This is a genomic window from Microcystis sp. Msp_OC_L_20101000_S702 (assembly GCF_007095705.1).
Lineage (GTDB): Bacteria > Cyanobacteriota > Cyanobacteriia > Cyanobacteriales > Microcystaceae > Microcystis > Microcystis ichthyoblabe_A.
This window is the reverse complement of the sequence record NZ_SFBO01000067.1, coordinates 25,700-37,608: the sequence shown is the minus strand read 5'-3', so window position 1 is coordinate 37,608 and position 11,909 is coordinate 25,700. Positions and strand designations below refer to the sequence as shown.

At 47.7% G+C, this 11,909-nt stretch carries 11 protein-coding genes and 1 pseudogene; 10 read left to right on the top strand and 2 right to left on the bottom strand.

Annotation, left to right across the window (positions count from 1 at the left end; genetic code table 11):
* The first annotated feature begins 9 nt into the window (after positions 1-9).
* The 10 genes and pseudogenes from EWV60_RS07025 (at position 10) to EWV60_RS06985 (ending at position 8,887) form a co-directional block, all read left to right on the top strand.
* Positions 10-99 (top strand): GxxExxY protein, encoded by a 90-nt coding sequence (locus EWV60_RS07025; protein ID WP_016515484.1) that lies wholly within the window; start codon positions 10-12, stop codon positions 97-99.
* A 12-nt stretch (positions 100-111) separates the two neighbouring features.
* Positions 112-390: pseudogene (locus EWV60_RS07020) on the top strand (GxxExxY protein); the annotation flags it as partial.
* A gap of 50 nt (positions 391-440) precedes the next feature.
* Entirely contained in the window at positions 441-671 is a 231-nt protein-coding gene (locus EWV60_RS07015; RefSeq protein WP_002754174.1) for a hypothetical protein, read from the top strand.
* A complete protein-coding gene (locus EWV60_RS07010) occupies positions 668-1,057 on the top strand; it encodes a type II toxin-antitoxin system VapC family toxin (RefSeq protein ID WP_002777126.1) in 390 nt (129 codons plus the stop codon). Before EWV60_RS07015 ends, EWV60_RS07010 begins: the two co-directional genes overlap by 4 nt.
* A gap of 25 nt (positions 1,058-1,082) precedes the next feature.
* Complete coding sequence (locus tag EWV60_RS23365; RefSeq protein ID WP_502705817.1) at positions 1,083-1,172, top strand: DUF8807 domain-containing protein; 90 nt, start codon at positions 1,083-1,085, stop codon at positions 1,170-1,172.
* 88 nt (positions 1,173-1,260) lie between these two features.
* Positions 1,261-1,557: a hypothetical protein gene (locus tag EWV60_RS07005; protein ID WP_194014086.1), complete on the top strand. Its 297-nt coding sequence runs from the start codon at positions 1,261-1,263 to the stop codon at positions 1,555-1,557.
* Between the two features lie 94 nt (positions 1,558-1,651).
* Positions 1,652-4,636, top strand: a complete 2,985-nt coding sequence (locus EWV60_RS07000) for a DUF1156 domain-containing protein (RefSeq protein ID WP_287231668.1) — start codon at positions 1,652-1,654, stop codon at positions 4,634-4,636.
* A gap of 95 nt (positions 4,637-4,731) precedes the next feature.
* A complete protein-coding gene (locus tag EWV60_RS06995) occupies positions 4,732-4,899 on the top strand; it encodes a type II toxin-antitoxin system TacA family antitoxin (protein ID WP_008200985.1) in 168 nt (55 codons plus the stop codon).
* Complete coding sequence (locus tag EWV60_RS06990; RefSeq protein ID WP_287231667.1) at positions 4,890-5,399, top strand: GNAT family N-acetyltransferase; 510 nt, start codon at positions 4,890-4,892, stop codon at positions 5,397-5,399. The genes EWV60_RS06995 and EWV60_RS06990 overlap by 10 nt, the downstream gene beginning before the upstream one ends.
* Before the next feature lie 134 nt (positions 5,400-5,533).
* A complete protein-coding gene (locus EWV60_RS06985) occupies positions 5,534-8,887 on the top strand; it encodes a Swt1 family HEPN domain-containing protein (protein WP_287231666.1) in 3,354 nt (1,117 codons plus the stop codon).
* A gap of 303 nt (positions 8,888-9,190) precedes the next feature.
* Here EWV60_RS06985 and EWV60_RS06980 read toward each other — a convergent pair whose 3' ends face one another.
* Together EWV60_RS06980 and EWV60_RS06975 are read right to left on the bottom strand one after the other, a co-directional pair.
* Positions 9,191-9,757 (bottom strand): hypothetical protein, encoded by a 567-nt coding sequence (locus EWV60_RS06980; RefSeq protein WP_002777135.1) that lies wholly within the window; start codon positions 9,755-9,757, stop codon positions 9,191-9,193.
* A 460-nt stretch (positions 9,758-10,217) separates the two neighbouring features.
* The gene (locus EWV60_RS06975) at positions 10,218-11,735 is read right to left on the bottom strand and encodes a hypothetical protein (protein ID WP_287231665.1); all 1,518 of its coding nucleotides are present in this window, start codon (positions 11,733-11,735) and stop codon (positions 10,218-10,220) included.
* Between the last annotated feature and the right edge of the window lie 174 nt (positions 11,736-11,909).

The following is an 11,909-nucleotide window of genomic DNA, read 5'->3' as shown; positions in this document are numbered from 1 at the left end:
ACTAAGGTTATGGATGAGAGGGCTAATGATTTATCTAAGGAGATTATTGGGGCGGCGATCGCTGTTCATCGGGAGTTGGGTCCAGGACTATTGGAGTGAGCCTATGAGGCCTGTTTAGAGTACGAGTTATTGGATAGGGGGATAGCGGTGGAGCGTCAAGTTCCTCAATCAGTGATTTATCGCGGTGTTAAACTTGATTGTGGTTATCGTCTCGATCTATTGGTGGAAAATCTGGTTATTGTCGAACTGAAAACTGTTGAACAACTTACCCCCATTCACGAGGCCCAGTTGTTAACCTATCTCAAATTACGCCGGCTTTGGCTAGGATTACTGATTAATTTTAACGTTCCCGTTCTCAAACAAGGCATCAAACGCCTTGTCAATAATTAATCTTTGTGTCCTTTGTGCCTTTGTGGTTCTTTATCCCAAGAGTCTCAATTATGAATACTTACAAAATACAAACAGTTTTAACTGAAGATGGGACGGTATTATTGAAAGAATTACCTTTTCAGGCTGGAGATGCGGTGGAAATTATTATTTTAGAGCAATCTAAAACATCGTCATCATCTAGTCAGGAAAAACTAATACATTCCTTGAAAGGTTCTGTCCTTCGTTATGATGATCCCTTTGAACCAGCTATTCCACCAGAAGACTGGGAAGTTCTAAAATGATTATTTTGGACACTCATATTTGGCTCTGGTGGGTTGACAGTAGCTCACGTCTCACAGCACGGCTAGAACAATTAATTTTAGAGCATCAGGTTAGTCAGCTTGGAGTTAGTATTTTTTCTTGCTGGGAAGTTGCTAAATTAGTTGAGAAGAACCGAGTGGAGTTATCTTATCCGGTCGATGAGTGGCTCAATTATGCGATCGCTTATCCAGGTGTTCAATTACTTCCACTGACGTTACCCATTATCGTGCAATCAACTCAACTTGCTGGATTTCATAACGATCCAGCCGACCAAATTATTGTCGCCACAGCGAAGGTTCACAATTGTCCCCTCCTGACAGTAGATGAAAAAATACTTGCCTACCCCGACGTAAACACGCTTAAGTGATTCCTTTTAGCCAAAGAACTAGCCTATTTATAGCTTATGCGCCAGAAAAAATTGGACTACCGATGCGATCGCCTACAATCGTCTAGTCACCTCCTGTCCAAAGATTACGGACTAGCCAACGAATACAAACCCTCTCCCCAATAAACAACCCTTCCTTTGTGTCCTTTGTGCCTTTGTGGTTCCTTATCTCAAGAGTCTCAATTATGAATACCTACAAAATACAAACAGTTTTAACTGAAGATGGGACAGTATTATTGAAAGAATTACCTTTTCACGCTGGAGATGCGGTGGAAGTGATCATACGATCGCATCCCAAAACTCAGCAAGATAAAATTATTACTAATAAATCAGCGTCTAATTTATATCCGTTACGGGAAAAAGAACCCTCTCGATACGACGAACCTCTTGAGCCTGCGGATAGGGAATATCTCAAGGGAATTTCATCTATGTTGAGTGAATGGGAGTCAGAGGCTGATGAATGTGCCTACAGTGATTTATGACCGATCGAAGTATTGTAGAGAAAGCTCTCAAACAATTACTTAAGCTCAACTAAACCTTCGTGTCCTTTGTGCCTTTGTGGTTCTTTTATCTCCCATGACCTACCGTAAAAAACTCATTGAAGTCGCTCTACCCCTAGAAGCCATTAACGTCGAATCGGCACGGGAAAAATCGATTCGCCATGGTCATCCCTCTACTCTACATCTTTGGTGGTCCCGGAAACCTTTAGCTACAACTAGGGCGGTTTTATGGGCTTCTTTGGTGGATGATCCTTCCAGTTGGCCAGAGAAATTTCCCACGGAAGAAGCACAGAATCGGGAACGGCAGCGATTGTTTGATATTTTGGGTAGGATTGAGCTTGAAAAGGACAAAAAAGGCAACACTAAGCAGGTGGTTAGAGGGTTGGTATCTTGGGATGAGATTAACCAGCCTAACTCAGCAGTATTGCTAGAAGCACAGCGAGAAATTGCGCGCTGTTTGGCTTGGGAACGTGGGGAAGAACCTCCCACTAAACCTGATGCTATACGGGATTATATCGCTAAATATGCCCCCCCCGCCTATGACCCGTTTTGTGGTGGTGGTTCCATTCCTTTGGAGGCCCAGCGCTTGGGGTTGCAGGCCCACGGTAGTGACCTCAATCCGGTGGCGGTGTTGATTACTAAGGCTTTGATCGAGATTCCGCCCAAGTTTAAGGATAAACCGCCGGTTAATCCCGATTCTCGCCAAAAACAAAAGATTTCTTCCTGGGAAGGGGCCCAGGGATTGGCCGCAGATGTGCGCTATTACGGTCAGTGGATGCGGGATGAGGCTTTTAAAAGGATTGGGTTTCTTTATCCGATGGTGGAAACCAACCACAAAGGCACAAAGGACACTAAGGTGATTGCTTGGCTTTGGGCCAGGACGGTGAAGTGTCCTAATCCGGCCTGTGGCTGTCAGATGCCTCTGGTTAATAAGTTCTCGCTTTCGACGAAGAAGGGTAAGGAGGCTTGGGTTGAGCCTATTGTGGGGGATTTTAACCACAAAGGCACTGAGGGGGATTTTAACCACAAAGGCACAGAGGACACAAAGGGGGATGATTTTGGTGTCTCTGGGGTGCCACCAAAAATCCGCTTTGAGGTGAAGACGGGTAAGGGTACGGCCCCAGATGGGACGGTAAACCGCAAGGGTGCAGTTTGTATCGCTTGTAATACTCCTGTTCCTTTTGATCATATCCGTAGGGAAGGTAAGGCAGGCCGGATGGATTCTCAGTTAATGGCCATTGTCGCTGAAGGACAAGGGGGAAGGGTTTATCTTTCTCCTGATGAGGAACAGGAATATATCGCTAAAAAAGCACAACCTGAATGGAAACCTGATACTGAATTAATTGGCAAAGCCGCAGTCAATGTTCCCCTCTATGGCATGACGAAACACGCCGATTTATTCACTCCCCGTCAACTCGTCGCCCTCACTACTTTTAGCGATTTAGTTAGTGAAGCCAGAGAAAAGATTAAAGCTGATGCAGTAGCCGCAGGAATCCCTGATGATGATTTATCTCTTAATGATGGGGGAATAGGTGCGACGGCTTATGCGGATGCAGTGGCGACTTATTTGGCTTTTGGAGTGGATAAGATGACAGACTATCACTCCACTATTTGTAGTTGGCATTCTGGGCGCGATACGATTCGCAATACTTTCGCTCGTCAAGCGATTCCCATGACCTGGGATTTTGCCGAAGCGAGTCCTATGAGTGACTCGACGGGCAATTTTAATGGTGCAATTGATTGGGTAGTTGAAGTTATTAAAAAATCCTCTTGTTCTGGCCAAGGACAAGTTATTCAAATTGATGCTACTGCTAAAAGTAATGACGAAATAGCACCCAGAATCATCTCTACAGACCCCCCATACTACGACAACATAGGCTATGCAGACCTTGCGGACTTTTTTTATGTTTGGTTGCGTCGTTCCCTTAACTCAGTCTATTCAAACATCTTCAGCACTTTACTCGTACCCAAAACACCGGAATTAGTCGCTACTCCCTATCGTTTTGGGGGTGATAAAAAAAAAGCTCAATCTTTCTTTGAGGAAGGACTAGGAAAAGCATTCGGGCGAATGAATGGGATGGCTCACTCAGATTATCCTCTTACTGTCTATTACGCCTTTAAACAGTCAGAAACAGAAGACAGTGATGATGATAAGGGAAATGCTGTTGTCTCTTCCACTGGATGGGAAACCATGCTCGAAGGTTTGATTAAATCTGATTTTTCCATTGGTGGCACATGGCCAATGCGAACAGAACTGAGTAACCGTAGTGTTGGACTTGGCAGCAACGCCCTCGCCTCATCTATAGTCCTCGTGTGTCGTCCCCGTCCCGCCGACGCACCCAAAGCCAGCCGCCGGCAATTCCTCAACGAACTGAAGCGCGACCTTCCCCAAGCCCTAAAACTGCTGCAACAGGGCAATATTGCCCCCGTTGACCTCGCCCAAGCCAGTATCGGGCCCGGGATGGCAATCTACTCCAAATACGCCGCTATCCTCGAATCTAACGGCTCCTCCATGGGTGTTCGCACGGCCCTGCAACTGATTAACCAGATTCTCGACGAATTTCTCACCGAACAAGAAGGAGAATTTGATAGTGATACCCGTTGGGCGCTGACTTGGTTCGAGCAGTACCAATTCAACGAAGCACTATATGGCGATGCAGAAACCCTCTCCAAAGCCAAAAACACCAGTATTCAGGGCATGGTTGAAGCTGGCATACTAGAAGCAAAAGCCGGTAAAGTGCGACTACTCAAGCGCGAAGATCTTAAAACCGATTGGAAGCCAGAAAAAGATGAGCGGACACCCATCTGGGAAATCACCCAACACCTCATCCATACCCTCGATAAAAAGGGCGAAACCGGAGCCGCAGAACTCTTGGCTAAACTAGGAAACAAAGCCGATTTAGCCAAAGAACTCGCCTATAGACTTTATAGCCTCTGTGACAGAAAAGGTTGGACCCAAGAAGCCATAGCCTACAATAGCCTCGTCACCTCTTGGCCAGAAATCACCCGCCTAGCCAACGAATATAAACCCTCTCCCGAACAACTATCCTTTTCTTTGTGACCTTTGTGCCTTTGTGGTGAATTTAAACCACAGAGACACAGAGTTGATCAGCCGCTCTTTGTGTACAATGTAAGCAAACTATATATTCAAAACTTATGAAAATCACCAAAAAACCCCACAAACCCAAAAGTTATGTACTAGATCGCAGGCTATTTGTCCTCAATAAAGAACAATGGGAAGCCTTCAATGAAGCACTTGACACTCCAGCAAAAAAAAATGAAAAGCTGGCTCAGTTATTATCCACTAAAAGCCCTTGGGAATAACCTATAAAGCACCAGAACCACTCAACCCAGAACACAAGATAGATTTCTTCGACTGCGGTGAAACAAGCTTGAATAACTGGTTGAAAGAACGCGCACTAAAAAGTGAATCTACTGGTGCAGCACGTACCTACGTTGTTTGTGCAGACAATAGAGTAGTCGGTTACTACTGTCTGTCCACAGGTAGTGTGATGCGCGATCAAGCTCCAGGCAAAATTAAACAAAATATGCCAGATCCCATTCCGGTAATCATTGTGGGCAGACTGGCAGTGGACCGCAACCATCAAGGACAAGGACTTGGAAAAGCCCTCATCAAAGATGCCGTACTCCGAAGCTTGCAAGCTTCTGTGATTGCCGGAATTAGAGCGATTCTCGTTCACGCACTCAATGAAAAAGCCAAACAATTCTACACAGAAAAATGTGGCTTTATATCATCCCGACTCGATCCACTAACACTAATGCTAAACCTCTCTGAAGCCCAAAAAAGTCTTGATAGGAGCTAATTATTAACAATCTCCGTGACCTTTGTGCCTCTGTGGTTAATCCCCCTTCGTGTTCTTTGTGGTTCAAAATCCCCCTTCGTGTGGTTATCTCTCCCAAATTGAGGCATTATAAAAATAACTCCTCATCAAATCTCATGGCAATCAGCAATCGTGAACGAGTCGGACGCGCCCTAGATTTCCTCAGAGAGGGACTATACCCCTTCATAGAACGAGAAATGAAAGCAAGCTACGGCCAGAAGTGGGTGGCCGTGGCCTTAAGTTGTCTCCCTGAGAGCTACACGATCCGCAGGACAGGTGATGCCGTCCTCAAGGAAGACGTTTCGGCCCTGCTAATTGTCCTCTGGGAGCAGTGGAATGAAGTTTTTAAGAAAACCCTAGGCAGAAGCGATCGCTCTCTGGCCAGTGAACTAAGAGATGTCCGCAACGCCTGGGCCCATAACGATGCTTTCAGCCTCGACGATGCTTACCGGGCTTTTGACAGCATCGTGCGGCTGCTGACCTCGGTTTCTGGGGACACCCAAGAGGTGGAGAAGCAGAAGCAAGAAATCCTCAGACTTCGCTTTGAAGAACAGGCCCGGCGAGAGACAAGGCGCCAAGCGATCGCACCGACGGAGGGACAACCGATGTCGGGATTGAAACCCTGGCGGGAAATCGCCACCCCCCACCCCGATGTGGCTTCTGGACGCTTCCAACAGGCCGAATTTGCCGCCGACCTCTGGCAAGTCTATCTCGATGAAGGCTCTGACGAATACCGCGACCCGACGGAATTTTTCCGCCGCACCTACCTCACCGAAGGACTCAAGCAACTTCTGACCAATGCCCTGCTGCGTCTGAGTGGTAATGGCGGAGAGCCGGTGATTGAACTGCAAACTAACTTCGGTGGCGGAAAAACCCACGCCATGCTGGCCCTCTACCATCTGTGCAATGCTTTGGCGATCGAAGATCTTCCCGGTATGGAGTCGATCTTCCAAGCTCTGAACATTAAAAAACCCCCCGAAAATGTCAACATTGCTGTTCTGGTCGGCACTAAAGTCCAGCCTAGTGGCATCCCCCCCTATAAACCGGAACACGACAAGCAAAATCGCCCAGAAATCAAGACCCTGTGGGGAGAAATAGCTTGGCAACTCGGCGGCGCTGAGGGCTACGCTCTGGTTCGCAACGCCGATGAAACTTCCACTAATCCGGGGGACGCACTCAAAATATTGTTTAATCGTTTTTCACCCTGTTTGATCTTGATCGACGAATGGGTTGCCTATGCCAGGCAATTGCACGACAAGAACGATATTCCCGGCGGTAGTTTTGACACCCAGTTTACTTTTGCCCAAACCCTGAGCGAGTCAGCGAAAAATGCCCAGCAGACGCTTTTGGCTGTGAGTATCCCCTCCTCTGACATCGAAATTGGCGGGGAGAGAGGCACAGAGGCCCTAGACCGCCTTAAAAATGCGATCGGGCGCATCCAATCCCCTTGGCGACCCGCCAGTGCCGAGGAGAGTTTCGAGATCGTCCGCCGCCGCCTGTTCCAGACCATGACTGACTCGGAACTATATGTGGCAAGGGATGCGGTTATTAAAGCTTTCTCCGAGATGTATCGCACCCAGGCCCAGGAGTTTCCTAGCGAATGCCGGGAGGCTGACTACGGGCGCCGCCTGCGGGAAGCCTATCCCATTCACCCGGAATTTTTTGATCGCCTCTACTCCGACTGGTCAACCCTCGATAAATTCCAACGCACCAGGGGCGTGCTGCGCCTGATGGCGAAAGTTATCCATTCCCTTTGGGAGCGAGAGGACAAGAGCTTGTTGATCATGCCCTCCCACGTCCCGATGGATGATGCTCAGGTTCAGTCGGAGTTAACCCGCTACTTAGATGATAATTGGGTTCCGATCATCGAAAAGGATGTGGATGGCCCCAATTCTCTGCCCCTCGACATCGATCGCCAAAATTCCAACCTGGGACGCTATTCTGCTTGCCGTCGGGTTACGCGCACTATTTACCTTGGCTCGGCCCCCACGATTCGGGCTGCTAACCGAGGACTAGAAGATAAGAGGATCAAACTCGGTTGCGTGCAGCCGGGGGAGACTGTAGCCACTTTTGGTGATGCCCTACGGCGGCTAACAGATCGGGCCACCTACCTCTACATCGATGGCAACCGCTACTGGATTTCCAATCAGCCCAACGTCACCCGCACAGCCCAAGATCGGGCAAACCTGCTCTTTGAGGAGCGGTATAAAGTGACAGAAGAAATCGTCCGGCGCTTGAAGGCCGACCAGCAGCGGGGCGAGTTTGGAGCGATTCATATTGCCCCAGAATCAACTGCTGATATTCCCGATGATCCTCATCTGGGGGTGCGGCTTGTAGTTCTCGGTACTGGGCAACCCCACAGCAAATCCGCCGAAGATAGCCCCGCTCGGCGTTTAGTGGCGGAAATTCTCAATCAGAGAGGGGGTAGCCCCCGCTATTACAAGAATACGCTTGTATTTGTTGCCCCTGACAAGTCGAACTTGGAAAACTTAGAGAAGAACGTCGCCGGATATCTTGCCTGGAATTCGATTGTGGCGGATAAGGAAACCCTCAATCTCGATGTTTCTCAGAATAAACAGGCGATCACTAAGCGCGATCAAGCCGACAAGGAGGTAAGCCTGATCCTCAACCAAACCTATAAGTGGCTGCTGGTTCCAGAGCAACCCGACCCCCAGAAAGGCATCCACTGGACTGAAACCCCTCTTCAGGGGGATGATTCCCCTATCGATCGAGCCAGCCGCAAACTGGTTCATGAGGGGCAACTGATTACCCATTACTCTGGTGACAACCTGCGGATGGACGCCCTCGACAAATACCTGTGGCGTTCAACTAACCACATCGATCTGAAACGTCTGTGGGAGTACCTAGCGCAGTATCTTTACTTGCCCCGTCTCAAGAACCAGGATGTTCTACTTCAAACTGTGCGGGAGGGGGTTCGTTCTACGCTCGTAGAGGAAAACTTCGGTTATGCAGAGGGCTGGGATGAGGTGAAGCAAAGATATACTGGTCTTGTCATCCTTCGGGATATTAACCCGAGTATCAGCAGTCACATCCTTCTGGTTAAGCCTGATGTAGCCATGGGGCAGCTAGAGGCCGAGAAACCGGCTAACCCCCCGACCGCTGCCGAGACTGATTCCGTTATCTCTAGTGACCCCGATAGGCCGCCATCTTTACCCTCTGGTGTTGGATTAACTGCGAAAGAGTCCCCCGATGATCTGGTTGAGAAAAAGCCGGTTCTGCGGAGGTTTTACGGCATTGTCTCGATCGATCCCCTGCGGATCAATCGAGACGCTCCAGCGATCACTAACGAGGTAATCCAGCATCTCACCCGACTCAGTGGGGCCAGGGTTAAGGTAACACTGGAGATCGAGGCCGAAATTCCCGATGGTGCGCCCGATGATGTGGTGCGGACGGTGACGGAGAATTGTCGGACTTTGAAATTTAATAATCAGTCTTTTGAACTGGAGTGAATATCGGGAAATTTCCCTATCTGGATTCGGTCATGGCTCTCTTAATTCTTTGCGTGATCAGTTTAACTTACTATAGAAGCGATCAATCTTTGTGTCCTCTGTGTCTGGAGTGGTTCCTTCCACTCCCTCGCCAGCAGGACTGTATCTTAGAATACATTTTACCCACCAAACCTAAGAGAGCAATAATAATCCCCCTTTTATCTGAAAAAGAGGGATTTATTTAGTCCAAATTGGTTAGATTGTGAGGAAAGTTTTCACCCTTCTCAGTCTCAAGACAAGAGATTTTCTGCTGATGTCTTCCCACTACCAAAGTCCGCGGATAGGAGATACACTAGGCTCGGGAGCAGGTTGGGGAGCAACTTCAGTAAAGGTTCTGGTTTCCGGGGGTAAAGCGGGAAGTCCCCAAGCGGGTTGTTTTTCGTTGATTTCTCTTAAAAGTTGCGAGCGAGTGCTACTGACGGCGATTTCTGATTTTAGTTTCAAGCGGGAAACCCAATAGGGATGAGCTTTACCCACATAAACTAATTTGCCATCTACCACTTGCAAAATCACGTCATCACCACCCATGGCATCCCCAACAATACGAGTGGTGGTTCCGTCAGCAAAGTCGCCGTTGAAAATTTCTTTGCCATCCACTGTTACAAGTCTGATCAATTGGATGGACATAATGCCACCCACGGTTCCCCGGACGCGACCGAGTATATAGTCACCGGGGTTGAGTTGCGGCTCACCTCTGTAGGTGTCATGGCCGCGCAGTTGACTGATCAGGATTTCGTTATTTTGCGGTTCTGCTTGTACGGGTACAGCACCAACGGTAGTTAGGGCAACTAAACCGGCAAAACCAGCGACAAGGGAAATTTTGTTAAACACAATTACCTCAAGCAAAAAGTTAGTAAACTGTCTATAGACGTTTTAGATTATAACCTAGTTCCCAATTTTGTCTATATTGCGAAATATTAGTTTAATAATTTCTCGATCAAGCGGTTGGAGGTTTCAGTTATCAGTTATCAGATTGCAGTTTTAAGTAGACAGTGTTGGGTGAAAACTTCGGTGTCTTCTGGACATCAGGTGAAAAATGTTCACTATGTCACATAATGGGCGCAAGCAGTTCGATAAACTCACTGACCACCTTGCGCCCCTACAGCCGGCACGATGTTAATGGTAGGGACATAAGGCTTATGCCGTTTTTTCGATAAGATAAGCTTATCACTTTAACTCCAATATAACCAAACTTGGGAGCTTTCTTTTCACTGATTACTGATTACTGTTTACTGCTCACTGAAAAACCCCCACCCCCCCACTTCCCCTGAAAACTGGATTAAGCTAGGCTCTAAGACCGCTCGACATTGCTGAATAATTGAGGATCGAGGGTGGGTAGTTCGATATCTTTTTCTGCTGGGGAAGAGGCCAACTGGAAGCGGTTTAAGGTTTGTTGAACGCGATCAAAAATGGTGATTTTTTGCTCGCTATTGTTCTGGGGTTCGGGAATAGGTTCCACTTCTAGCGGAGGCTGAATCCCAGAGGCCGGTTCGTTAATCTCCTTTGTCTCTGGTATGGTGGTTAGGGGAGATTCGATCGCTTCAGGGGTTTCCTCCACCTTTTCGATTGTTTCTGTCTCTACTGGTTTTTCTTCCACGATTGGGCTTTCTGGCTCAATAACAGGGGTTTCCTCAACTATAGGGCTTTCTGGCTCAATAACAGGGGTTTCCTCAACTATAGGGCTTTCTGGCTCAATAACAGGGGTTTCCTCAACTACAGGGTTTTCTGGCTCAATAACAGGGGTTTCCTCAACTACAGGGTTTTCTTCCTCAACTATAGAGGTTTCTGGTTCGATAACAGGGGTTTCTTCCTCTGGACTGGGAATAGTTTGATAGTTGGGATCAACGATGCTACGGGCAATTGTAGGGGATAAATCGCCGCGGACTAATTGACTGAGGCCGTCTTGGTAAGAGGGATCAAAGCTAATCACGCGCACGCTGGTATTAAACTCGTTTTCGACTTTATTTCCCTGACCATCGATGAATTCTAGTTGTACCCAGTTATTGCCCTTGGCAAAACCCTTGAGATAAATCGGTTCCCAAGTATCAAGCAGAAAACTGTCACCGTTGACAGTGACACGAATGCGCCAATCTTGAAGATTATTATCTTCGTTGGCAGTATTGGACAGACGTAGAGGAGCATTACTCAGATAAAAATCGAGCAGGATCGGTTCCGCACCGTAGATTCCTTGCGGACTACTGTAGGTTAACAGGGGCAAGTTATGATCAGGGGCATTTTTGCCTGTTTTTGTCAGAATATGAAAGGTTGTTTCAGCGAAGGCCCCATCATTTTTAAAACTTTCCTGCCAAGGACGCAGGGCCAAGACGCGCAGGGTATGAGTACCTGGGGCAAGATTTTCTAGGATAATCGGTTGCTTGAGGTCGTAAATAGCTGCTGCTGGTTCATTATCGACAATTAGACTCAAGTGGGGTCCTAATTTCAGGGTATCGTCTTGGAAAATTGGCAGATCTGACACTTGTAGTTTAACTATCACCTGGGTGTCATCGAAAACCTGTTCGGCCAGAGGGCTGAGAATCGTTACTTGGGGGGCGTAACGCTCTAAACTGGGGCGCAGTTCCTGAATTAGGGCCGGGGGAGCAACCTCAGAAATGCGGCCTTGGACGACGGGAAGATTAGAGGTTTCGGAAGTGGGGAGATTGGTGGCTGTCAAGCGATCGCCACAGGCGGTTAACAGAATGGTCAGTAAACCGATCACAAGACATATATGAAGGGTTTTGACTGGGATTAATTTATGTAGTAGGGATAGCACGTTCCTCCTAGAGCCAAGGCCAAAATCTATACAAACCATTGATTTTTGCTAGAGTCATTGAATGCTCTGGTGTCAGCAAAAGCGCGAGAAGATCAGGTTATGGCCTCAATTTTACAGAATTGTTTGATTGTTTTTTGAGAATCTATCTATTGAATTTTCTATATGGTCTGGTGAGGGAGAAAAAGGTGAAATCGGCTTCTGGGGCGACAATTA